This is a genomic window from Bradyrhizobium sp. BLXBL-03 (assembly GCF_051853015.1).
Classification (GTDB): domain Bacteria; phylum Pseudomonadota; class Alphaproteobacteria; order Rhizobiales; family Xanthobacteraceae; genus Bradyrhizobium; species Bradyrhizobium manausense.
The window spans coordinates 3,047,931-3,071,552 of sequence record NZ_CP182470.1; the positions used below are offsets into that span (position 1 = coordinate 3,047,931).

At 63.0% G+C, this 23,622-nt stretch carries 18 protein-coding genes and 1 pseudogene; 7 read left to right on the forward strand and 12 right to left on the reverse strand.

Going from position 1 to position 23,622, the window contains the following annotated elements; all coding sequences use genetic code 11:
• The first annotated feature begins 130 nt into the window (after positions 1–130).
• The 4 genes from ACNJX9_RS14535 (at position 131) to ACNJX9_RS14550 (ending at position 4,328) form a co-directional block, all read left to right on the forward strand.
• Positions 131–1,117 carry a Bug family tripartite tricarboxylate transporter substrate binding protein gene (locus ACNJX9_RS14535; RefSeq protein WP_439409327.1) on the forward strand — a complete coding sequence of 329 codons (987 nt, stop codon included), beginning with the start codon at positions 131–133 and terminating at the stop codon, positions 1,115–1,117.
• Positions 1,118–1,252: 135 nt separating this feature from the next.
• Positions 1,253–1,795: a tripartite tricarboxylate transporter TctB family protein gene (locus ACNJX9_RS14540; RefSeq protein ID WP_439409328.1), complete on the forward strand. Its 543-nt coding sequence runs from the start codon at positions 1,253–1,255 to the stop codon at positions 1,793–1,795.
• A 13-nt stretch (positions 1,796–1,808) separates the two neighbouring features.
• On the forward strand, positions 1,809–3,326 hold the full coding sequence (locus ACNJX9_RS14545) for a tripartite tricarboxylate transporter permease (RefSeq protein ID WP_439409329.1): 1,518 nt from the start codon (positions 1,809–1,811) through the stop codon (positions 3,324–3,326).
• A gap of 189 nt (positions 3,327–3,515) precedes the next feature.
• Positions 3,516–4,328: an outer membrane protein gene (locus ACNJX9_RS14550; protein ID WP_439410059.1), complete on the forward strand. Its 813-nt coding sequence runs from the start codon at positions 3,516–3,518 to the stop codon at positions 4,326–4,328.
• A gap of 82 nt (positions 4,329–4,410) precedes the next feature.
• On the opposite strand, the gene ACNJX9_RS14555 is transcribed toward ACNJX9_RS14550, so the two are convergent.
• From ACNJX9_RS14555 to ACNJX9_RS14570, 4 genes and pseudogenes are all read right to left on the reverse strand, one after another.
• A complete protein-coding gene (locus tag ACNJX9_RS14555; protein ID WP_439409330.1) occupies positions 4,411–5,604 on the reverse strand; it encodes a CaiB/BaiF CoA transferase family protein in 1,194 nt (397 codons plus the stop codon).
• A 305-nt stretch (positions 5,605–5,909) separates the two neighbouring features.
• Complete coding sequence (locus ACNJX9_RS14560; RefSeq protein ID WP_439409331.1) at positions 5,910–6,032, reverse strand: hypothetical protein; 123 nt, start codon at positions 6,030–6,032, stop codon at positions 5,910–5,912.
• Complete coding sequence (locus tag ACNJX9_RS14565; protein ID WP_439409332.1) at positions 6,029–9,160, reverse strand: autotransporter outer membrane beta-barrel domain-containing protein; 3,132 nt, start codon at positions 9,158–9,160, stop codon at positions 6,029–6,031. The genes ACNJX9_RS14560 and ACNJX9_RS14565 overlap by 4 nt, the downstream gene beginning before the upstream one ends.
• 443 nt (positions 9,161–9,603) lie before the next feature.
• Positions 9,604–9,753: pseudogene (locus ACNJX9_RS14570) on the reverse strand (CoA transferase); the annotation flags it as partial.
• A gap of 345 nt (positions 9,754–10,098) precedes the next feature.
• On the opposite strand from ACNJX9_RS14570, the gene ACNJX9_RS14575 reads away from it, so the two are divergent.
• Positions 10,099–12,696 (forward strand): NF038122 family metalloprotease, encoded by a 2,598-nt coding sequence (locus ACNJX9_RS14575; protein ID WP_439409333.1) that lies wholly within the window; start codon positions 10,099–10,101, stop codon positions 12,694–12,696.
• A 450-nt stretch (positions 12,697–13,146) separates the two neighbouring features.
• On the forward strand, positions 13,147–14,727 hold the full coding sequence (locus ACNJX9_RS14580) for a hypothetical protein (RefSeq protein WP_439409334.1): 1,581 nt from the start codon (positions 13,147–13,149) through the stop codon (positions 14,725–14,727).
• Between the two features lie 109 nt (positions 14,728–14,836).
• On the opposite strand, the gene ACNJX9_RS14585 is transcribed toward ACNJX9_RS14580, so the two are convergent.
• From ACNJX9_RS14585 to ACNJX9_RS14615, 7 genes are all read right to left on the reverse strand, one after another.
• A complete protein-coding gene (locus ACNJX9_RS14585) occupies positions 14,837–16,045 on the reverse strand; it encodes a glycosyltransferase family 4 protein (protein ID WP_439409335.1) in 1,209 nt (402 codons plus the stop codon).
• Entirely contained in the window at positions 16,042–16,809 is a 768-nt protein-coding gene (locus tag ACNJX9_RS14590) for a class I SAM-dependent DNA methyltransferase (RefSeq protein ID WP_439409336.1), read from the reverse strand. The genes ACNJX9_RS14585 and ACNJX9_RS14590 overlap by 4 nt, the downstream gene beginning before the upstream one ends.
• On the reverse strand, positions 16,806–17,939 hold the full coding sequence (locus tag ACNJX9_RS14595) for a DegT/DnrJ/EryC1/StrS family aminotransferase (RefSeq protein ID WP_439409337.1): 1,134 nt from the start codon (positions 17,937–17,939) through the stop codon (positions 16,806–16,808). Before ACNJX9_RS14595 ends, ACNJX9_RS14590 begins: the two co-directional genes overlap by 4 nt.
• Positions 17,936–18,382: a hypothetical protein gene (locus ACNJX9_RS14600; protein ID WP_439409338.1), complete on the reverse strand. Its 447-nt coding sequence runs from the start codon at positions 18,380–18,382 to the stop codon at positions 17,936–17,938. Before ACNJX9_RS14600 ends, ACNJX9_RS14595 begins: the two co-directional genes overlap by 4 nt.
• A 128-nt stretch (positions 18,383–18,510) precedes the next feature.
• Positions 18,511–19,686 (reverse strand): CgeB family protein, encoded by a 1,176-nt coding sequence (locus ACNJX9_RS14605; RefSeq protein ID WP_439409339.1) that lies wholly within the window; start codon positions 19,684–19,686, stop codon positions 18,511–18,513.
• Between the two features lie 4 nt (positions 19,687–19,690).
• Positions 19,691–21,022: a hypothetical protein gene (locus ACNJX9_RS14610; protein ID WP_439409340.1), complete on the reverse strand. Its 1,332-nt coding sequence runs from the start codon at positions 21,020–21,022 to the stop codon at positions 19,691–19,693.
• Between the two features lie 41 nt (positions 21,023–21,063).
• On the reverse strand, positions 21,064–22,026 hold the full coding sequence (locus tag ACNJX9_RS14615) for a UDP-glucuronic acid decarboxylase family protein (RefSeq protein WP_439409341.1): 963 nt from the start codon (positions 22,024–22,026) through the stop codon (positions 21,064–21,066).
• A gap of 386 nt (positions 22,027–22,412) precedes the next feature.
• Between ACNJX9_RS14615 and ACNJX9_RS14620 the strand changes: the two genes are divergently transcribed.
• Positions 22,413–22,688: a methyltransferase domain-containing protein gene (locus ACNJX9_RS14620; RefSeq protein WP_439409342.1), complete on the forward strand. Its 276-nt coding sequence runs from the start codon at positions 22,413–22,415 to the stop codon at positions 22,686–22,688.
• A 183-nt stretch (positions 22,689–22,871) separates the two neighbouring features.
• On the opposite strand, the gene ACNJX9_RS14625 is transcribed toward ACNJX9_RS14620, so the two are convergent.
• Complete coding sequence (locus ACNJX9_RS14625; protein ID WP_439409343.1) at positions 22,872–23,621, reverse strand: glycosyltransferase family 2 protein; 750 nt, start codon at positions 23,619–23,621, stop codon at positions 22,872–22,874.
• Between the last annotated feature and the right edge of the window lies 1 nt (position 23,622).

Sequence of the window (23,622 nt, forward strand, 5' to 3'; positions counted from 1 at the left end):
GCGTGCTTCGTCAGCCGAAAGTCATATGTGACCCAATGTCCGCCGGCTTGAACTCGAAACCCTTACCCGCATAATGCTTCGATAAATTTCCCGGCATCACAAAGCCAATAATAGTCAGGGGACGATACTCGTGCGTATTCCAGTGAAAGCCGTCGGGGCTGCGACGGCCTTGTTGTTCAGTGCGCCGGCCGTCGCCGGCTGGGAACCGACCAAACCCGTCGAGATCGTGGTGGCGGCAGGCGCGGGCGGCGCCTCTGACCAGATGGCGCGGATGATGCAGGCCGCGATCCAGAAGAACAATCTGATGAAGCAGCCGATGGTGGTTTCGCTCAAGGGCGGGGCGTCGGGCGCGGAAGCGCTGATGTACATGAAGTCCAGCGAGGGCGACCCGAACAAGGTGCTGATCGCCTATTCGCTGATCTACATGCTGCCGCTCTCGACCAAGATCCCGTTCAACTGGCGCGAGCTGACCCCGGTCTCGGTGATCGCGCTCGACCAGTTCGTGCTGTGGGACAATGCCGCCGGTCCCAAGACGGTGAAGGAGTTCATCGCGGCTGCGAAGGCAGCGAGCTCGCCGTTCAAGATGGGCGGCACCGGGTCCAAGCGCGAGGATCACGTGCTGACCGTGTTCCTTGAGCAGAAGACCGGCGCGAAGTTCTCCTATCTGCCCTATAAGTCCGGCGGAGAGGCTGCCACGCAGCTCGTCGGCAACCACACCGAATCCAACGTCAACAATCCATCCGAAAATCTCGAAGTCTGGCGCGCCGGCCAGGTGCGTCCGCTCTGCGTGTTCGACAAGGAGCGCATCTCCTACACCACCAAGGTCACGGACACGCAGTCCTGGGCCGATATCCCGACCTGCAAGGAGGAGGGCGTCGACGTCCAGTACCTGATGCTGCGCGCAATGTTCCTGCCAGGCAAGGTTACGCCGGAACAGCAGGCGTTCTATGTCGAGCTGTTCCACAAGGTGACGCAGACCACCGAATACAGGGAATACATGGAGAAGCAGGCGTTGAAGCCGATCTTCCTCACCGGCAAGGACATGGTGCACTTCCTCGAGGAGGACGACGCCCAGAACAAATCGCTGATGACGGAAGCCGGTTTCGTCGCGAAGTAATCACACCCCCACCTCATGCTCTGCGAAGGCGGGGCATCCAGTATGGCACAGAATGCGACGAAAGACGGCTTCTGCACGGCGTACTGGATCATCCGCCTTCACGGATGACGACGGCGCAACTTGATCTGGCAGAGCATGTCCCAAACCGATCTTGAAATCGTCGTCGACGATCCAACCGCGCCTGAAGAGAACTCCCCGTCCGTCACGCCGACCAGCACCGTCGAACTGATCGTCTGGCTGCTGCTGCTCGCGCTCGCCGCCATCCTCGGCTACGACAATTGGCGCACCGGTGCATCCTGGGATTCGACCGGGCCGGAGCCTGGCTATTTCCCGTTCTATCTCTCCCTCGTCCTCGGCGGCGCTAGCTTCTATGGCCTGATCGTCGCGTTGCTGGCGCGGCGCACGATATCCGAAACCTTCGTCACGCGCGCACAGGCGCGCCGTGTGCTGGCGGTGTTCGTGCCGACGCTGCTGTTCTGCCTGGTGACGCAGTTCCTCGGCCTCTATGTCGCGAGCTTCCTTTTGATCGCCGGCTTCATGCGGGCGATCGGCAAGATCGCGCTTTGGAAGTCGCTGCTCACCGCCCTCGTGTTCACGGCGATCATGTTCGTCACCTTCGACGTCGCCTTCGACGTCATCATGCCGAAGGGCCCGCTCGAAGCGGCCTTCGGCTACTAGGCGGACTTGCGCGATGGAAGCTCTTGGTCTCCTGCTTCACGGCTTCGCCGTCCTGCTGACGTGGAAGACGCTCGTGCTGATGATGCTCGGCCTCGTGCTCGGCATCTTTGTCGGCGTGCTGCCCGGCCTTGGCGGGCCGAACGGCGTCGCCATCCTGTTGCCGCTGACCTTCACGATGGATCCGACCTCGGCGATCGTGATGCTGTCCAGCATCTATTGGGGTGCTTTGTTCGGCGGCGCCATCACCTCGATCCTGTTCAACATTCCCGGCGAAGCCTGGTCGGTCGCGACCACGTTCGACGGCTATCCGATGGCGCAGCAGGGCCGGGCGGCCGAGGCGCTGACCGCGGCGTTCACGTCCTCCTTCATCGGCTCGCTGGTCGCAGTGCTGCTGATGACCTTCCTTGCGCCGATGATCTCGTCCTTTGCGCTGAAGTTCGGTCCGCCCGAGTTCTTCGCGGTGTATCTGTTGACGTTCTGCTCCTTCGTCGGATTGGGCCGCGAAGCCAGGCACAAGACCGTCATTTCGATGTCGCTCGGCCTTCTGCTCGCCGGCGTCGGCATGGACACGGTGTCAGGCCAGCTGCGCATGACGTTCGGTTCGGCCGAGCTCTTGCGCGGCATCAACTTCCTGGTCGCCGTCATCGGCCTGTTCGGCATCAGCGAGATTCTGCTGACGATGGAGGAACGGCTGGCGCTGCGCGGTCACGCGGCGAGCATCTCGCTGCGCGTGGTGCTGAGCGTGTGGAAGGACCTGCCGAAATACTGGGTGACGTTGTTGCGCTCCTCTTTCATCGGCTGCTGGCTCGGCATCACGCCGGGCGGCGCGATCGCTGCGTCCTTCATGGGCTACAATCTGGCAAAACGTTTCGCCAAGGATCCCGAGAGTTTTGGCAAGGGCCGCATCGAAGGCGTGTTCGCGCCGGAGACGGCGGCACATGCCTCCGGCACCTCGGCGCTGCTGCCGATGCTGGCGCTCGGCATTCCCGGCTCCGGCACCGCTGCGATCCTGCTCGGCGGTTTGATGGTGTGGGGGCTCAATCCGGGCCCGCTGCTGTTCGTCGAGCACAAGGATTTCGTCTGGGGCCTGATCGCCTCGATGTATCTGGGCAATGTCGTCGGCCTCGTGCTGGTGCTAACGACGGTGCCGATCTTCGCCTCGATCCTGCGCGTGCCGTTCGCAGCCATCGCGCCGATGATCGTGGTGTCCTGCGCCATCGGCGCCTACGCGATCCAGAACGCGATGTTCGACATCTGGCTGATGCTCGGCTTTGGTGTTGTCGGCTACGTCTTCAAGAAGATCGGTATTCCCTTGGCGCCGTTCACGCTGGCGCTCGTGCTCGGCAACCGCGCTGAAGACGCCTTCCGCCTGTCGATGATCGGCGCCGGCGGGAACCTCGGAGTGTTCTGGTCGAACGGTCTGGTCGGTTCGCTTACGACGCTAGCGATCATTCTGCTGTTTTGGCCCCTCCTTGACGGTCTGCTCGCCCGCGTCGGATGGAGGGGGCGGGCGAAAATCGCGGCAGAGTGAGTTCGGGACCAATCGACGTAATATCAATGGCTTGGTCCATCCATGACGTCCTGGTCCAAGTCCTGATGCTGACCGATTATTTCCAAATGTTGCTGCCGCGCGACAGCGGCGCCTGTTCGAAACGCGTATGGTTCCACCCAGATTGCAGCTTTTATTTTGATCGCGGGGGCGAGTATGAAGCGGATTGTGATGGGATTGGCGGCGGCCTCGTTGCTTACGACGCACGCCATGGCGGCCGACCTGGCAGCGAAGCCATATGTGAAGGCGCCCCCGATCGTCGATCCTGGATACAATTGGACGGGATTCTACGCTGGATTGAACGGCGGCTATAGCTGGGGCAGATCGAGCGCGACAGCTGACATCGGCGGGTTTTTTCCTGCGGGATCCATAGCCACGGTCAAGCACAACGTGGATGGCGGCCTCGGCGGCGCCCAGGTCGGTTATAACTGGCAGGTGGACCGGAGATGGGTCGTCGGGGTTGAGGCCGACATCCAAGGCACCGGCGAGCGCGGCCGGTCGAACGACACGTTTGGGACGATCCGAATCGGCAGTTTCGGTATCACGCAGTCCTCGGCCACCAGCACCGATTTCCCCTGGTTCGCAACCTTCCGTGGACGCGGCGGCTTCCTTGTCGATCCGAGCTTGCTGCTCTATGCCACCGGCGGTCTGGCGGTCGGCGAGGTCAAGTTCGCGACCACGCCGACGGTTACGATTCAGCGGTTCGACGGCAACAGCAACACACCGATCGGTGGTCCCATATCGGCCACCGGTGCGACGGTGTCGGAGAGCCAGACGCGGGTCGGCTGGACGCTCGGCGCTGGCCTCGAGAAGAAGTTCGCTCCCAACTGGTCAGCGAAGCTCGAATATCTCTATGTCGATCTCGGCACCAAGACCTACTTCAGTGGAACAGGGAACGACATCGACGTCCGCTTCCACGACCATATTCTGCGCGCTGGGTTCAACTACCAGTTCACGGCCGGCCCGGTCGTCGCCAAGTACTGATCGGCAGGCAGTTTCGGATTGGAAAAGCCCCGGTTTTCCGGGGCTTTTCTTATGGTGGGTGCCTGTGCGGGCCGGCCTTCGCTCACACGACGTTGGCGGCCCTGAGGGCGGCGATCTCGTCGGCGCTGAAGTCGAATTCCTTCAGCACCTCATCGGTCTGCTCGCCGTACTCCGGCGGGCGTGCCACCATCTTGCTTGGCGTACGCGACAGCGCGACCGGCTGGCCGACCAGACGGATGTGGCGGCCCTCGTCATTGGGCACATCCTGCGCGATGCCGAGATGCTTGACCTGTTCGTCCTCGAACATCTGGTCGATAGCGTAGATCGGCCCGCAGGGTACGCCGGCGTCGTTGAGTTCGCGCACCCAGGTCTCGGTCGACTTGGTCACGGTGCGCTTCTCAATCTCGGCGTTGAGCGCGTCGCGGTTCGCGGAACGTGCAGGGGCGGTCGCATAGTCGGGGTGGCTGTAGAGCTCGGGCGCGCCGATCGCTTGCGCGCAGCGCTCCCAGATCCGTCCGCCTGTCGTCGCGATGTTGATGTAACCGTCCGAGGTCTTGAACACGCCGGTCGGGATGCTGGTCGGATGATTGTTGCCGGCCTGTTTTGCCACTTCCTTTTCCATGAGCCAGCGTGCCGCCTGGAAGTCGAGCATGAAGATTTGGGCCTGCAGCAGCGAGGTCTGCACCCATTGGCCCTTGCCGGAGACCTCGCGCTCGAGCAGCGCGGTGAGAATGCCCATGGCGCAGAACAGGCCCGCGGTGAGGTCGGCGACGGGAATGCCGACCCGCATCGGGCCTTCTCCCGGCGCGCCCGTGATCGACATCAGCCCGCCCATGCCCTGCGCGATCTGATCAAAGCCAGGCCGCTTGTGATAGGGGCCATCCTGGCCGAAGCCGGAGATGCTGCCATAGACAATGCGCGGGTTGATCGCGGCGAGGCTCTCATAGTCGATGCCGAGCTTCTTCTTCACGTCTGGCCGGAAATTCTCAACCACGACGTCGGCCTTGGCCGCGAGGCGCTTGAACACGGCAAGCCCGCGCTCGTCCTTCAGGTTCAGCGTCATCGCCCGCTTGTTGCGGTGCAAGTTCTGGAAGTCGGAGCCGCGCCGCGGTCCCCCCGGCTGCTCGCCGCCGGCATCTTCCGTCAGCGCGTCGATCTTGATCACTGTGGCGCCCCAATCCGCGAGCTGACGCACGCAGGTCGGCCCGGAGCGGACGCGGGTCAGGTCGAGCACGGTGAAGCGCGACAGGGCTTCGGAAGCGTGAGGAAAGGGCATATGGGATGGCTCCGGGAACAAACTGCGCGCCCACCATAATGCCGAAAGATCATGCGGCAAACGTCGGCTGGCGCAGCCAGCCATGCGCCGAGTTTGAGAACATCTCGTGGAACGAGCCTCTGCGCACGCTCCTCATCGAAGCCCGCGCTCTGGATTCCGTCACATCGGCCGGGGCCAGGCAAAAAGTCGAAAACAACCCCATGCACAGTAGACGTCGGGGGCCGCGCGCCTGCGCGGTCACGCCAATTCAGCGTGCGTGCCCCAGGCTTTAGCCGGGCCAGCCGCCCAGGAAGTCGGAAGGTAACTCACCAGCTGTACTTGAACACGCCCTTGCCGGAATAGCTGGTGACGTTGCCGGAGAACTCGCCGTCGAAGGTGCCGGCGATCGAGAAGCCGTTCAGCCATTTCATCTCGGCGCTGGCGCTCACCAGCGCGGAATCGGCGTCGACCCTGGCGCCGTTGACGACGAAGCTGGTGCCGGGCAGCGTCTGGAACAGCGCCGTGACGGCGCGGCTCGGATTGTAGTCTGCGCCCAGGCGGTGCGGCCGCGCAAGGTCAGCACACCGTTCTGCATCGCATAGGATTTGTCGGTGCGCAGGCCGAGCTCGGAGCGGCTATCGGTCAGCGATTGCGAGGCGTAATTCAGCGCAAACAGGCCGCCGCCACTGAGGCTGACTTCGGAATAGTTGGGCAGGTTGACGTTCGTGACCTGGACGGCCGCGTAGGGCGTGATGCCGACCAGCGGCGTGGCGAAGCGATAGCCGCCCTCGAAGCGCGCGGAGAAGGTATCGGCCTTGAAGCGGCCCTGGAGCCGGTCGGCGCCGATCACGGTGCGGTTGGTGGTGACGTCGTGCCGGCCATAGGCGAGCGCGGCGGAAAGATAGGCCGGGCCGAAATTGTGCCGGCCGTAGACACCGGCCTGGAACAGGTCGGCCGAGCCCGTGCCCATCGCATTGGCAAGCGAGTAGTTCAGCCCGCCGCCGCCAAGCGCAAAGCCGACCAGCGTATCCATCGAAACCCTGTAGTCGGCACCGGCCGCGCCGCCCCAGACCCGCGCCGTGAGGTCCTGCGAGCCGATCGCGGCATTGCCGCCGACCTGGGCCGAGCCGCCATAGCCGGCCGTCCAGACGCTCCAGCGATTGACCGGCTGCGACCACAGCAGCGGCGCCTTGGTCGCCATCGCAAAGGCCTCGCGCTCGCGCGCAGTGGCCGGGCGCATTGAGGCATAAGCTTCAGTGTCATCGCTCTCGGCGAATTGCGCGACGCTGCCCGCCTTGGTGAAGCCGCTCGAGCGGCCCGCGATGGTCGGATCGAGCATCAGGTTGAGGAACTGGCCGTCGGCATTGATCGCGGACTGGATGATGCCGGTGCCGAGCTCGCCCGAGGCGGTGGTCAGCCCTGAAGGCGTCAGCGCGGCGAAGGCCGTCGGGATGCTGCCGGTCGTGTTGAAGAAGTTCGTCAGCGCGCTCGCGACGTTCTGCTGATTGGTGTTGAGGCCGCCGCTCGCAGGCGTGAAGTTGACGCCGATGTTGAGGAAGACGTTGTTGGCGTTGTAGCTCAGCGTCGCGTTGATCGTCGATATGTTGGAGGTGACGGCCGGATTGAAGGTGGTGCTGCCGAGGCCGCCGGCTGCGGTCAGGATCGTATACTGCTTCTTGATGCTGCCGGCGCCGAAGATCGCACTCACCCTCGCGCTGCCGAGCGTGGCCGCGCCCGCGACGTTGGTGAGGCTGGCAGTGCTGGAGGAGACTTGCACCAGATAGGTCGAGGCGGCGGTGAAGCTCAGGCTGCCAGTGACCGTCAGCGGCGCGAACGGATTGGCGGTGCTGCCCGGTGCGAGCGTGCTGCCATTGACGGTGACATTGCCGACCGCGCCGGAGCCTGCGAACGTGCTGCCGCCGGCGAGCGTGCCTCCGGCATTGACGGTGGTCGCGCTGACGATCGAGCCGTCGACCTCCAGCCTGCCGCCGTTGACAGTGGTCGCGCCGGTATAGGTGCTGGCGCCGGTCAGGATTTCCGTGCCGCCGGGCAGGGTGAGGCCGCCGCCGGCGCCGCCGTCGGCGATGATGCCGGCGAAGCTGCCGTTGCCGCTCGTGATCGTCAGCGTGTTGGCGCCGAGATTGACGCGTGCGGTGGCATCGGTGCCCGACAGCGATTTGATCGACGTGCCGGCGGCCAGGGCCGAGATGTCGAACACGCCGTTGACGATGACATTGCGCGAGGTGGCGATGCTGCCGTCGCTGCCGCCATTGGCGAGATCCAGCTCGCCACCGGCCGCGATGGTCGTGGTGCCGGTATAGGTGTTGACGCCGTAGAGCTGCTGCGTGGCGCCGCTCGCGATGACGAGGTTGCCGCCGGTGCCGCCAGCGCTCCCGCCGTCCTGAATTACGCCACCGTAAAGACTGCCCGTGGTGATTGTCAGCGTCCTGGATCCCAGCGAAACGAAGCTGCCGCCAGTGGCGGAAAGCAGCGCGTTCACCGACGCGCCGGAGGTCGTCTGCGAGATGTCGAATGTCCCGCCCGAGCCGGGCGTGAACGTGACGCTGGCCGAGCTCGCGATCGATCCGCTGCCTTTCAGAGCCAGCGTCGCACCCGCGTCGATCTGCGTCGCGTTGGTATAGGTGTTCACGCCGGACAGCGTCTGCGTTCCGCCGAAGACCTCGAGCCCGTCCGCGCCCTGGATCATGCCGGCGAGCTCGGTCGAGCCGCTCGTGATAATCAGGTTCGTGTTGCCCATGTTGACCGCGCCGCTCGAATTGCCGGCGACCGTGGTGATCACGGCGGAAATTCCCGGATTCATCCCGGAAATATCGAAGATCGCATTCGCGGTCACGACGCTCGATGACGAGATGTTGCCGAAGCCCGACAGCGCCAGCGTTCCGGCCGAGACCGTCGTCGCGCCGGTGTAGGTGTTGCCGCCGGTCAGGGTCAGCGTGCCGGTGCCGACCTTGGTCAGGCTGCCGCCGGTGCCGGAGATCGAGCCGTCGACCAGGGTCGAGGTGTTGAGGCTGCCGGTGGTCAGCGTGTTGGCGCCGAGTACGTAATTGCCCGCGCCTTCGATCGAGCCCGTCGTCGTGCCGCCATTGGTCAGGCCGGAGATGATGACCGTGCCGCCGATATTGGTGACGAAGCGCGCGTTGCCGCCGCTGCTCGTGCCGGTGAAGCTCGTGATGCCGCCACCGTTGGTGGTGATCGTCACTGCGCCGGTGCCGCCGCTCGCGGTGCTGCTTTGCTGAAACACCAGATTGTTGCCGGAGGTGACTCCGAAATTCTGGGTATTGCCGGAATTGTTGATAATGCCTGTCCCGTTGACGGTGAACGGCTTACCGACGGTGACCGAATAGGGCTGAGCGGTGCCGTTGAACAGGATTGTACCGATGGCGACGATGCCGTTGTTGTTGTCGACGGCGGCGCTTCCGGTGTTGCCGAAGGTTGCGGTTCCGTCCGGCACGGTGAGGCTCGACCAGTTGGTCGGAGCGGTCCAGTCGCTGCTGGCGCCCGTCCAGGTGCCGTCGACCGCATGCGCGGCTATGACGCCAAGCGCCGCGGTCGCCACAGGGTCGCCAGCGAATGCGTGATGACGGCGCGCAGCCGGCCATCCATCCGTACGGGCGCCATGATCGAATTAGCCATCGGCCCTTCACAAATCGCTAAAGCAAACGAGCGCCATCGGGGCGAGCCGGCAGCGGCGCCCTGAAGCGATGATCCCATGGCGTGGGAACGGGCTGCAATGAACGGGCGTCAAATCTGCCTAAAGTCCCCGCCCGTTTCCTTTGCAATTTCAATAAGCGTGGCCATTGGGCAACATTTCGGTGCGTTGCAACACGACGAGGGAGTGAAGCCGGCGGAACGGGTTGATGGCGAGGCCCATTGCCTCGGGAGCGCCGCGGCCAGTCGCGGTTGCAAGGGACTTTACTCACTGCAGCGGAAGGTTGAACCCGCAAGTTCACCCGTTGAATAGCGTCCCGCCCGCACGGTGCGTTCCCGTACGACAGCCGATCGCCGGCTGCTCGCATCCTCGGTCAGCGCGTCGACCTTGATCGCACCACAATAGGCGAGTTGCCTCACGCAGGTGGACCGGGAGCCTACGCGGTTCAGATCGAGCACGGTGAAGCGCGACAGGGCTTCCGAGGCACGCGGAAAGGGTATACTGGGTGGGAAAAGCGAGGCGCGGTTACTCGCTTTGATCGGTCAATTTGACCGGGAATTCAATGGCCAAGGCAGCCCAGAGGCGCCCTGCCGCAGAATTGGAGGTTTTGTTCAAAATGTATCGCTCTTGGCCGGTAGTTGCCCGGGTTGAATCGCAGGGGCTTGTGGACAAAACAAAAGAGTATTTTTGCCGGCGATTGACCTTATGGGTTCCGGCGAAACCACAAATTAACGCGTGGGACCAATCCTTGGTGCCCCAAGCAAGATGGAGCCGGCGCCCAGAGCTGCGACAGCCCATGGCTCGCCTTGCGGAACAGTCCACGAAGATCAGCTCGAGGCAACACGATGACGACATCTCCTCGGGACGAGCTGCTCTCTGACGATCCATTTTACACGGTCGCCGGCAACAGCATTCAAGGAAGCTATATTCCGGCGACATCTGGTGGCTCGACGGGTGGCTCGACGTCCGGTTCCGTCATGTCGGTCACCTCAGGCGGCATTGCGATCAACTTGGTCCTCGATGCGGCGGCCCAGGCCGCACCGACAAGCTTCAAGGACGGTTTGCAGCAGGCGGTTGCCATCCTGGCCGCCAACATCACCGACAAGATCACCGTCAACATTAACATCGACTTTAGCGGGACCGGAGGAGGTGCGGCAGCTGGCCCGGATTCCGGATATTACAAAAGCTACTCGTGGGTGCGCTCCGAACTCGTCAACAACGCGAGCGCCGGCGACATCACGTTCAACAGCCTGCCGACGGGAGCCACGATTCAGGGACAGTCGAATGTCGCGGTCTGGAATGCGCAGCTCAAGCTTTGGGGCGTCATCAGCGCTAACGACACCACGACGGACGACGCAAGCGCGAACTTCTCCACGGACATCAATCCTAACCTGCTGGTCGGAGTGGCGCTTCACGAGCTCACACACGCAATGGGCCGGGTGCCCTATGGATCGGCGCCGGACGTCTTCGATCTATTCCGATTCACGAGCCCGGGCGTCCATTTGTTCCAGGGCGGCGCCACCGCGCCCGCGGCGTATTTCTCGCTCGACAATGGGACGACCAAGCTCGCTGACTACGGCCAGAGCTCCGACCCGAGCGACTTCCTCAACAGCGGCGTGCAAGGACCCAACGACCCGTTCAACGAGTTCTATACCGGTACCACTTATCAAGGCCTCACGGCTATCGATCTGAAGCAGCTGGACGCGCTCGGCTTTCATCTGACGAACAACAGTCCCGTGGTGATCGAGCAGGCTGGCGCTACAAGCCTGGTCCAGGTCGGCGCCAATTATTTCCTTGACAGCATCAGCAGCGGCACCGGACCGATGTTGAAGTATGGGGGGGCCGCGGTTACGAGCGGCATGTGGGCGGGCTGGGCCCCAATCGGGGCGGAGCAAACTGGTGGTGGGTACGATGTGGCCTGGAAGAATGCGAGCACAGGCCAGTACAACATGTGGAGCACCGACTCGAATGGCAATTACGTCACGAATCTATTGAGTTTTGTCTCGGGTACTAACGCTGCGCTGGAATCGTATGAACCACTCTTCCACCAGGACCTGAATGGCGACGGTGTAATTGGTGCGCCAACGATAGCGATCGAGTCAGTGGGCTCAACGAGCTTGGTCCAAGTTGGGAATAACTATCTCCTCAATCCTGTAGCGGGCGGACTTGGCCCCGAGCTCATGTTTTCGGGCGCGCCGGTCACGGTCGGGATGTGGACGGGTTGGGCGCCGATCGGGGCAGAGCAGACCGGTAGTGGCTATGATGTGGCATGGAAGAATGCGAGCACAGGCCAGTACAACATCTGGAGCACCGACTCGAATGGCAATTACGTCACAAACCTCCTCAGTTTCGCTCCCGGGACGAGCGCGGCACTACAATCGTATGAGACCACGTTCCATCAGGATCTCAATGGCGACGGTGTGATTGGTGCACCGTCGATAGCGATCGAGACGGCCGGCTCAACGAGCTTGGTGCAAGCCGGAAGCAACTATTTTCTCAATCCCGTGGCGGGCGGAACCGGGCCCGAGCTCATGTTTTCGGGCGCGCCGGTCACGGTCGGGATGTGGACGGGTTGGGCGCCGATCGGGGCAGAGCAGACCGGTAGTGGCTATGATGTGGCATGGAAGAATGCGAGCACAAGCCAGTACAACATCTGGAGCACCGACTCGAATGGCAATTACGTCACAAACCTCCTCAGTTTCGCTCCCGGGACGAGCGCGGCACTACAATCGTATGAGACCACGTTCCATCAGGATCTCAATGGCGACGGTTTGATTGGTGCACCGTCGATAGCGATCGAGACGGCCGGCTCGACGGGCTTGGTGCAGGTTGGAAACAGCTATCTCCTTAATCCCGTGGCAGGCGGAACCGGACCCGAGCTCATGTTTTCGGGCGCGCCCGTCACGGTCGGCATGTGGAATGGCTGGGCGCCGATTGGGGCAGAGCAGACCGGTAGTGGCTATGATGTGGCCTGGAAGAATGCGAGCACAGGCCAGTACAACATCTGGAGCACCGACTCGAATGGCAATTACGTCACAAACCTCCTCAGTTTTGTTTCCGGAACGAGCACGGCGCTACAATCGTTTGAGCCCACATTCCATCAAGATTTGAATAGCGATGGAGCTATTGGGATCCCAGCAAGCAGCGGTTCCGCTGCCGGCTCATCAGTTGCAACGATCGCCAGCGACTCCTTTAAGTTCGGTTTCGAATCCAACAACCTTGAGCACGTTTCTAATGCGACTCTATTGGGGGACCATGTCTTCTCCGGAGCTTCTCAAGGCGAGCTTCTGAACACAGGCAGCGAGGGGGCAAGCGTGCCTTCGTTCGGCCCATCCAAGCTGCTGCAGGAGGCCGTGACCCACGCCGACGGCAATCTCGCAGATCTCCTTTCGGCCCACCTCAATCATCTGGTAAACTTGGCTGGTCACGACCTGCTGCCGTGACCTAGAGCGAGCGAGCTTTTTGCGGACGGTGGCAAAGGTATTCGCACGGCGCCCCGCGGCGATCCTCTGATCAAGTAGGCGCCGACCGTAATCCGGAAGCGCCCGATCTTCTCGGCCATGCGGCCGGCCGGCGCCGCGCGCGGTCGCAGCCGCCCCGGTCGAAGAGGGCCACCTGCCGTCGCCGAAGCCGCTCGCAGCGGTGCCGCCGCTGATGCTGGTCGAGGGAAGGTCGTCTGCATCAGCAAAGTGAGTCGCTTGGCGGCTGGTCGCTGACCTCGGTCCAGCCGCTCGAGGTGACGTTCAGGTAGGGCGATCGCAGAATAGCGATTGATTGGGCTCTGAGCGCTTGGTCAGCCGACGTAATGGGGACGAATTCGGACGCCATTGCCTAAGCCGTTCAACCGCCTTAAGACGCGACTTCAACGCCCTAATCGCCGGGAAGGATGCGGCTTGATCTACACGCAGACTGACGCGCCCGGCAAGGCCGACGGTCCGAGTGCTATCGGCGATGCCGGGCGGGCCCGACGGCTCATTCACGGCTGGTCGGCAAACCTGGTGCAGATGGGGCTGGGGCTGACCCAGCAATTGCTCCTAGTCCCGGCGTTCCTGCACGTCTGGAGCGGCGACGTCCTTGCGGCCTGGCTCGCGATCTTTGCCGCGGGCGGCCTCGTCGTCGTGGCCGATGCGGGATTGCAGCTTCGCGCGATCAACCGGTTTCTGGTCTTCAGGTCCTGCGCCGATTGCGACGGGCGCACGGCGAGCTTCTATCGCGCGATGCTGCGGATCTATCTTGCCATCGTCGCAGGTCTCGGCGTGCTGTTGTGCGCGGCCATCTATCTCGCGCCGCCCTCGTCGGTGCTTGGCTTTCACGCAACGCCGGCCTTCGATGCCGCGATGCTGGTGATGACGCTCGGCATGCTGCTCAGCCTGCCCGCCAACCTCGCCGCCGGTCTCTATCGCGTGCGGGGCCAATATGGCCGGATCATCTGGCTGCAAAACGCCGCATTGCTGCTCGGCCAGATCGCGCAGCTTGTCGCGCTTTTCAAGTTCGGAAGCCTGTTCGCGGTGGCGGTCGCCTGCGTGTCGGCGCAGTTGCTGTTCACGGTCTTCGTCGTGGCTTTTGATGCACCAAGTCTATTTCCGTTCCTGCGCGGTGCCGGAAAGCCGGCTTTCATCGCGCTATCATGGCGCTGGAGCGTCGGACAGCTCGGTCGCGCGCTGCCCTTTGCGGTGGCCAACATCACCGAGCTCGCGCTCTTCAACGTTCCGGTCCTGCTGGTCTCCGCCCTCGTCACCGACCGGGTCGCGGTGGCGCAATGGGGGTTGATGCGCGTGATAGCGGGCCTCGTACGCGGCCTCTGTCTCCTGGTCACCCTGCCGTTCGGCGCCGAGCTCGGCCACGACTATGCGATCGGCGACATCGAGCGGCTGCGCCGCCACTACGCCTATGGATCGGTTTTCGTGACGGGGCTCGCCTGCCTCGTCGTTTCGGGCATGCTGCCGTTCTGGCCCGACTTCTTCGCACTGTGGACCCATGGCAGCATTCCCTATGACGGTCCGCTTGCGGTGACGCTGCTGCTGGGCTCGGCCGCGGTCGCGCCGTCTCTGCTGGCGCTGGTCTTTGCCAGTCACAGCAATCGCGGCGAGCTTCTGATCCGGACCAAAGGGCTTCAGCTCGTCGTCTTCCTGGCTCTCTCGCTCGTGCTGATCCCGCGGCTCGGACCGCTCGGCGCCGCGTTCGCGGTGGTCGCGAGCGACATCCTGATTCAGTTCGGCCTGCTCGGATGGATGATCATGCGACAGACCCTGCGCCGGCCGTTCAGGCACATTGCGTTTCTGTCCGCGATGGCCGTCGCGATCGTGGCGTTCGGCTGGCTGATCGGAATGGCGATCACCGCGCTCGTGCCGGGGAGCGGGCCCGCGCATTTCATCGCGGAATGCGTGGCCTGGCTGATCGTAATTGGCGCCCTCGCGAGTCCGCTTCTGAACAAGGCGCTCCGCGAGCGCCTGCGGGAGCTGGTGCCAGCCTAAAGCGCGGTGAGATTAGGATGAATCGTCATCGCGCTTTAGGTTACTGTTTGCGCACGATCTTTCCGGAAGTCCGCTGTACACTTTTCCGGATCATGCCCTAGCTGACGTCTTAGCGCGCCGTCAGCGCCAGCCGATGCTTCAACCGTTCGAGATGGCGGGCGAACTCGCGGTGGCCGGCCTTGGTCTCCTGGGTAAACTGCGCGAGCCGCTGTTGTCCGGCCGCTGCCAGGCGCTCGCGCGTGCCCTCGGTGCGGAGACTGACGATGGCGTTGGCGAGTGAATGCGGGTCGTCATAGTCGAACAGGATCGCGGCATCGCCGCCCTGCGCCTTGAATGCCTCGGGGTAGATCACGGGCGTGCCGACTGCCCAGGCCTCCATCGGCGGCAGATTGGTCGGGCCGAAATAGCTCGGCATCACCAGCGCCGAGGCGCCGCGATAGAGCGCGCCGAGCTCGGCGGACTCGACGAAGCCGACGATCGAGACCTGATCCGACAATCCGAAAGTGCGGATCGCCGCTTTGATCTTGTCGCGGCCGCCGCGATCCGAGCCGCACAGCACCAGCCGTTCGGTGACCCCCCGTTTGCGCAGGTGCGCGAGCGCGGCGAGCAACGTCATGTGATTCTTGTGCGGCCAGAATTGAGCGGGATAGAACAAATAGCCCGGCTGGAGCCGGTATTTCGCCAGCACAACCCCGTCGGTAGCGGCATCCGGTGCAGACTTTGTGACATAGGTCGACGGAGAGAACGGGATGCAGACCGCGCGATTCCGCTCCATGGCATAGCGGCGGGAGAGATCGTCGATCAGCGAAGGTGCGTTCACGATCACCACCGCCGCCTTGGTGCTGGCGAGTCCGAACAATATCTCGCGGCGCTCGAATTCGCCGAAGCTCCTCACTTCGGGAAACTCCGGCGCGTCGCGGTGGCAGCCGTCGAAGATCGTGATGATGAACGGAAGCTGGTTGAGCAGCAGGTGCCGCTTCGAGGTTGAGGTGAAATGCACAACGTCGATGCCGTCGCGGATCAGCGCGCGCTCAAAAGCCGATTTCAGCTCCAGGGCAATCTGGACGAGGTCGAACGGCCCGCAATATTTGAGAAACAGGTAGGCGTGGTCGAGCGCGCCGAACTTGAGCAGGCGGGCCGTGACGCCAAACTCCTTCAGGATCTCCAGCGTCTTCGGATAGGGTGAGTAGACCACGATCTCGTTGCCGGATTCGGCCGCCCAGTCGCGCAGCCAGAGCATGTCGTTGAGCGGTTGCTGAAAGCCGCCGCCGACCTCGAGCGCCTGCTCCAGCATGACCGCGAGCCGCAGCGCTCTCACGGCTTTTCGCTCTTTCTGGCGACCGCATAAGCCGCCCAAATCTTCGAGCTCGGCGCGCCCTGCGTCAGCCATGCGGCATGGCTGGCGGGCTGAAACCCGTTCGCCGCGAGCGCCGCGTCGATCTCGAATGGAAACCAGTAGCGCATGTGGTGCGCCTCATCGACGCGGCGGATCGTGGCACGATCCGTGTCCTCGCAGAACAGCGTGTAGTTCACAGTGACGGTCGCCGCCTGCTCGTCATGGTCGGACTGCGCGATGCGGGTGAGCCGCAGCGGTTTCTGCTCGATCACCTTGACGCGGGTCTCGACGCCCTGCGCCAGCACGGCGCCGCCGTACCAATAATCGAAGAAGAACACGCCGCCAGGCTTCAGCGCGGCGTGCGCCGTGCGGAACATCGCGGTCAGTGCCTCACGGCTGGTCTGGTAGCTTGCGACGTGAAACAGCGACACCACTGCATCGAAGTCGCGCTCGGGGCCAGTCTCGCAGGCATTACCTTGCCGGAATGGAATAGAGAGTCCGGCCTGCGCGGCGCGCGCCTTGGCACTTGCGATCATCTCGTGGCTGAGGTCGATTCCGGCGACGTGCCAGCCGTGGCGGGCGAACGCGACCGCGTGCAGGCCTGTGCCGCAGCCGAGATCGAGCAGTCTGCCCGAGGAGACGCCGTGATCGCGCAGGCGCGCTTCGACAAACGACGTCTCCGCCGTGTAGTCCTTGTCCTGATATAGCAGGTCGTACCAGGGCGCGTAGTCGGCGAAGACAGTCACGCCAGAATCTCCTTGAACGCTTCTGCGGAGCGCGCGATCTCGTCGTCGGTCAAGCCGAGCCCGCTCGGCAGGTAGAAGCCGCGCCGGGCGATGTATTCCGCGTTCGGATGGCTCGCGTCGCGCATCAGGCCCATTTTGCGCAGCACCGGCTGCTCGTGCATGCACCAGAAGAACGGCCGGGTGCCAATGCCTTTTTCGCCGAGGCGGCGCATGGCCTCCTTGGCATCGAACGGGACGTCGTCGCCGAGCACGACCCCGTAGACCCAGTAGATGTTGTCGGCATAGGCGGTACGGGCGACCGGACGGCGGATGTTGTTGAGGCCCCCGAGATGCTCGTCGTAGAGCCGGCCGATCCGGCGCTTCAGCTCGACCGTGCGCGACAGACGTTCGACCTGGGCGACGCCGAGCGCCGCCTGCAAATTGGTCATGCGTGCGTTCCAGCCGAACTCCTCATGGATGAAGCGCTGCTGCGGTTGGAAGCAGAGATTGCGATAGCCTTGCAGCCGGTCGGCGAGCGCATCGTCGTCGGTGAGGATCATGCCGCCTTCGCCTGTGGTGACATGCTTGTTGGGATAGAAGCTGAAGGTCGAGACATCGCCGAAGCTGCCGCAGGGCGCGCCGCGATAGGTCTGCCCGTGCATCTCGGCGGCGTCCTCGATCACCTTCAGATCATGCTTGCGGGCAAGCGCGAGGATCGGTTCGAGATCGACCGGCAGGCCGTAGATGTGCACCAGCATGATCGCACGCGTGCGCGGCGTGATCGCGGCCTCGACTCCCTCCACCGTCATATTCCAGGTCGCAGCATCGCAGTCGACGCCGACGGGCACGAGACCTGCGCGCACCACGGCCGCAGCGCAGCTGATGATCGTGAAGGTCGGGAGGATGACCTCGGAGCCCTCTTCGAGGGCGAGGGCATGGACGGTGATGTCGAGCGCGACCGAGCCGTTGGTCACCGCGATGCCGTGGCGTCGCCCGGCCGCTTCCGCCATTGCCTCCTCGAAGCGCTTGATGAACGGTCCTTCCGAGGAGATCCACCCCGTGCGAATGCATTCGGCGAGATAGTCGGCCTCGTTGCCGTCGAGCAGCGGCGTGTTGACGGGAATGAACGGCGCGCTCACAGGCTTGGTCACTGATTGGGGCCCTTGATCCGGATGTCGGACGGGGCGGCCTCGGGAAACCGGGTCTTGTCGTTCTCGCCGGAATAGGGGCCTTGCTTGATCTCGAACATCTCGAGCGGCTCGAGCACGTGGAAGCCGTGGGCGCCGCTGCACAAGAGGATGATGTCGCCGGCACCGAGCACGCGGCTTTCCAGATATTTTTCGTCCGTAGTGTAGAAGTCGACCTGCAGCTTGCCCTTCTGGATCAGCAGCACTTCCTGGGTGTAGTGCACCTCCCGCGTCACCTTGTTGTGGCGATGCGGTTCGATGCTCTTGCCCTTAGGATGGCTCATATAGGCCAGCTGCTGCGACAATTCCGGCGAGGAAAAGAAGTGGATACCCGGCTCGCGAAACGAGGCGCGGACGATGATCGCATAGAGCTGATCGCCGAATCGAACATGTTCGACGTGTTCCATTCCAAGCCTCAACAAAAATCGCTGTAATTAGAGTGACATAGCGTCAGTTTCCAGCACTTTGGCCATTTTGGCCGGGACCGTCAAGGGTGTACCGCAAACGGCAGCCGAAGCGGCCCTCGCTTCGGTCTTTAGCCGGCGAAGGCGAGGATTTCTTCGACGCGGCGGCGGAAGGTGTGGGCGGCGAGCGTTCTGGCCTGTCCCGCCTTCACGATGGACAGGCGCGCGGCCTCGTCAGCGAGATAGCACTCGATCATCGGAAGGCAGTCCTCGACCGTGCGCCAGGCCGCGACCTCGCGCTCGGAGAACAGGGTGTGGAGGTTGTCCTTGTAGTCGGTCAGAAGGAATGCGCCGACGCCGGTCGCCTCGAACAGCCGTGCATTGCCGGCTTCGCGGCCGGCCATATCGATATGCGAATTCAGCGTGACGCGCGAGGCGCGAAGTGCCTGGTACATCTCCACGCCCCAGACCTCGCCCTGGTAGCAGCGATGCAAGGGCGAGGAGGCGGGAAGCGTGTGCAGGCCGCTGCCGAACAGTTTGAGATCGTAACGCCGCGCCACCGCCTCGAGCTGCGCGACGCGAGCCTGGTGATCGGCCGACACGGCTCCGACGAAGGTGACGTCGTAGCTTTGCGACGGCGGCGGAGGCAACACATCGAGGATCTCTGGCTCGAAGGCGAGATGGACCACTTCGGCGCGCGCGCCGTGGGCGCGGAAGAAATCGACCACGGCTCCCATCTGCGAGATCATGAGATCGTAGACCGACCAGTCCTCGCCGCGCGAGGGCGAGACGCCGACCTGGCCGATCAGGATCGGGCGGCCAATCCCCTTGATGCGGCGCGCCAAGCGGGTGTCGACGTGAAACAGGTCCTGGTTGAGAACGAGATCCGGTTTGAAGTCCTCGATGTGCGCCAGCAGCACCTGTTCCGCTTCCGCATCGAGGCGCGGGCTGAGCCCGACCTTGCGCGCCAGCGGCCGCAGCACCGGCTTGAAAGGCGCCACCGCGCGCTGCAACCAGCCGGGAATGGCATCGCGCGCGGCGAGCGCGCCGGTTGGTTGCGGTGCTGTGATGGGGAGACCATGCTCTTTTGCCCAGGCGGTCCGCATCCAGGGATTGTTGACGTGTATATCGGCGGCGACGTGGCCTGCCTTCGCGAAATTACGCGAATAGAAATCGGCGACGCCGAACAGGCTGGCGTTCCGCGCCGCCATCTGCGTTGCATAGGGCTCGTTCTCGAGGCCGGGATGGCGCCGGTACAGCCAGGAGAGGAAGCGCGGATAATCGGCGTTGAGGATCAGGATGCGCACGGCGTCACGACTTCCGTTCAAACAGACTGCGGGGCATCACGTACCAGAGTAAGAACAGCAGAATGGTGCCGTGAGTCAGCATGGCAACGGACAGTGGCACGTTGAGCAGCACGTGCGGTAGCACGCCAGATGACATCAGGACGAAGCGTGGCGAAAGCCCCGCGGACGTGCGGTTGCCGAGCGCGAGCACCAATCCCGATGCCAGAGCGGTCAGTGGCGCAAGATACAGGCCGACCGAAGCGATACCTTCGGTCGCAAACAGCGACGCATTCAGATTGCCGGTGCCGTAGGTGTTCTGCATCACGATCGCCAGCGGCTCCTGGTAGGAGCAATGTATCGCCGTCTTCAGAAAGGATATCTGACAGAACCAGGTCAGCGGATGGTGAGCGAAAAAGTCGTTGTAGAAATCGAGCGCGCTCGATGCCGTCGCGATCATCCGGATGTTGATGATGTCGAAGATCCGGATGCGGCTTGCGTCCGCGATCGGATAGAGGGCCGTTTGATAGAAGGTCGCGCTGCTGATCGATATCAGGATGACGCCGGCCAGCATTGGAAGCGAAAGCGTCAGGAGCGCGGAAGTCCTCGCCGCGAACATTCGTGAGATGACGGCGAGTGCGATGATCCAGATCGGCGTGAAGAAGGCGAATTTGGTCAGGGTGATCGGATAGAACAGCAGAAGCAGAACCAGGACGAGCGCCACCCGCCATCGATATCCGAGCAACCAGTAACAGGCGAACGCAAATGGCAATAACGTGCTGGAGACGCCGCCCGTGAGATATTGGACTGCCCGGGGAATCTCGAGTTCATTGCGATAGTCGTAGATGTGCGCGAGAGAGACCAGGCGAAAATTGTAGGCCGCACCGACGGCGATGGTGGCAGCCGAGACGACCAGGATCAGCGTGAGAAGACGCTCGAAGTCCGCCTTCGACAGGACGACAACGGGGCGGAGTGGCGCGTTAATGAACAGCACGGGCACCAGAAAGAGCAGAAGCGACAGTGCCGCCGAGATACCTGCAAGCAGGTGCGGATAGTCGTATTCCGAGAAAACGTCGATCCACAGGAAGCCCAGGATCATAGTGTAGAGAAAGAATCCGACGAAATAGCCAAAGCTGAAGCGGGCGACAGCAAACAGCAGCGATACGAGAGAGAAGGCGGCCGCGACTGCGACCGCTAAGACGACGCGGTCGTCGCTGAAATGAATATTAGATTGATGGGCCGCGACCTTGATCAGCGACAGGCAGGTGAGCGCGGAGTGCAGCAGGACAAGGATCGCGATCGTCCACTTCGACTCCAGTCGGCCTCGCGCATCCTTGCTCATGCCGCTACGTTCACTCATTTGGCGGACGAACTCGCGGTGGAAGCAGGTTACGAGGGGGATCAGGCGATTTCAAGGGAGTGCTTGAAATAGGCGATCGTTTCCTTCAGGCCGTCCTCGAGCGCGACCTTCGGCTCCCAGTTTAGTGTCGCCTTCGCCTTGGTGAGGTCGGGCTGGCGCTGCCGCGGGTCGTCCTGCGGCAGCGGCTTGAATTCGAGCTTGGAGCGCGAGCCGGTGAGCTTGATGACCTTCTCGGCGAGCTCGCGGATCGTGAACTCGGAATTGTTGCCGAGGTTGATCGGGCCGGTGACATCCTCGTTCGTCGCCATCAGCCGCATGATGGCCTCGACGAGATCGTCGACGTAACAGAACGAGCGGGTCTGGCCGCCATCGCCGAATACTGTGATCGGCTCGCCCCTGAGCGCCTGGACGACGAAGGACGACACCACGCGTCCGTCATTGGGCTGCATGCGCGGACCGTAGGTGTTGAAGATGCGCGCGACCTTGATCGGCAGGCCGTGCTGGCGCCAATAGTCGAAGAACAGCGTCTCGGCGCAGCGCTTGCCCTCGTCGTAGCAGGAACGGATGCCGATCGGGTTGACGTTGCCCCAGTAATCCTCGGTCTGGGGATGGATCAGGGGATCGCCATAGACCTCGCTGGTCGAGGCCTGGAAGATCCGCGCCTTGAGCCGCTTGGCGAGGCCCAGCATGTTGATGGCGCCATGCACCGAGGTCTTGGTGGTCTGCACGGGGTCGCGCTGGTAGTGGATCGGGGAAGCCGGGCAGGCCAGGTTGAAGATCGCGTCGACCTCGATGTAGAGCGGGAAGGTGACGTCGTGCCTGACGGCCTCGAACAGCGGGTTTGCGATCAGATGGGCGATGTTGCGCCGGCTGCCCGTGAAGTAATTGTCCGCCGATACCACTTCGGCGCCGGTCGCGAGCAGCCGCTCGCAGAGATGCGAACCGATGAAGCCGGCGCCTCCGGTCACGAGGATGCGGCTCGTCTTGTAGCTTTCAAACGGCATGATCGGTTCCAGGGTGATCTCGGGATGGCGTCCGGAAGAAGCTGAGTGGTAGCGAGAACGAACGAGATCGCCAACCCTCACCTGTTGATAGGCATTAAAATACCTCATTTGTCGAGAATTTCCGATAGCAGGCCTTGCCCGAATTGACGCAGTCGAACGACGCATTGACGGCGGCTTGCAGTGCCGTCAACGACCAGCGGACCAGGGTGGCTGGCTCCGGATGGATCCCGAACGAATGATTTGGGATCAAAGCTCTTCGGACCAGGCGTGACAGAAACCTCGATGAGCATGACAACATGACGTGCGCCCTAACCGGAACCGGGCGCAGGCTTAGCGCGGCGACCTTATTGCGGTAAGCAGCGACCTGCTCCTCTAGTTGAGATTGAATGATGAACGAGGTTGCTCTTGAGACAGCCACGTCTCCCATGGGTGCGGAGACCTATTCCTCCGCGAAGGCGGACGCGAAGAACTACATTTCCTGGATCCTCGATTCGTTCTCGACTTACGTGAGCGCCCCCATCCTGGAAATCGGTGTTGGCCACGGCAGTTATGCCACTGTGCTGTGTGATCACGGTAGCTACACAGGCATTGACATCGATCCTGAATCCGTCGAACTGGCCCGCCAGCAACTTCGATCCGCGCGTGAGTTATGTACCGATTAAGGAGACCGCGTGCCCGCCCGCCGGGTGCCTGCTCACCGACGACCAAGAGACGGCGCTTTACATCGATCAGGACCATCTGAGCCCGCGAGGTTCAATGGCTCGCAAAGGTCATTGCGCCTCGCATATCGGGAGACTGACGGATCAAATATGATGTGTGGTGAATCAGCGGGATCGCATAGCTGACTAGAATTCCCGCCGCTTCAGCCAGGCCCGCGCGCCCCAATGGCCGAAGCACCAGGCCGATTTGACGAGCGGCAGCTTCTCGACGTTGCGGTAGATGTTCCAGACCCATTTGGCCGATCGCATCGGCCTGCTGGAGACCGAGGAGCCCCTGACGCGGTAGCGCGCCAGATCCTCGTTGAGTCCGTGGGCAAGGTGACCGCGCCTGAGGATGGAGAGCCACAGGCAGAAATCGTCATAGCCCTCGTCCGTCATTGCGACGGGGCCTGAAATCTCGCGGTCGACCAAAGCCGTCAAGGTCGCGATCGAGGTGTTCTTCAGGAGCTGGTTGTAGCTCAGTGACGCCGGCACCTCGATCAGGCGGCCGGACATGGTGTTGGCCTCGTCGATGCGGCGGAACGCGGTGTAGCTCAGCGCGGCCCGCTTTTCGCGAGCAAAGGAGAGCTGGCGTTCGAGCTTGGCGGGCAGCCACAGATCGTCGCTGTCGAGAAAGGCGAGGTAGCGGCCTTGCGCCTGATCGATCGAGGCCTGACGCGCCAGTGCCGGACCGCCATTCCTCGGCATCCGGATCAGCTTGACCCTGGGGTCGCGCTTGCCGATCTCTGCGATGATTGCGGGCGTGCGATCGGTCGAGCAGTCGTCTGCGATGAGGAGTTCCCAATCGGCAAAAGTCTGCGCCTGCACCGAATGGATGGTCTCCTCGATGAAGCGCTCGACATTCCAGGACGGCATGATGACGGAGACGAGGGGCATC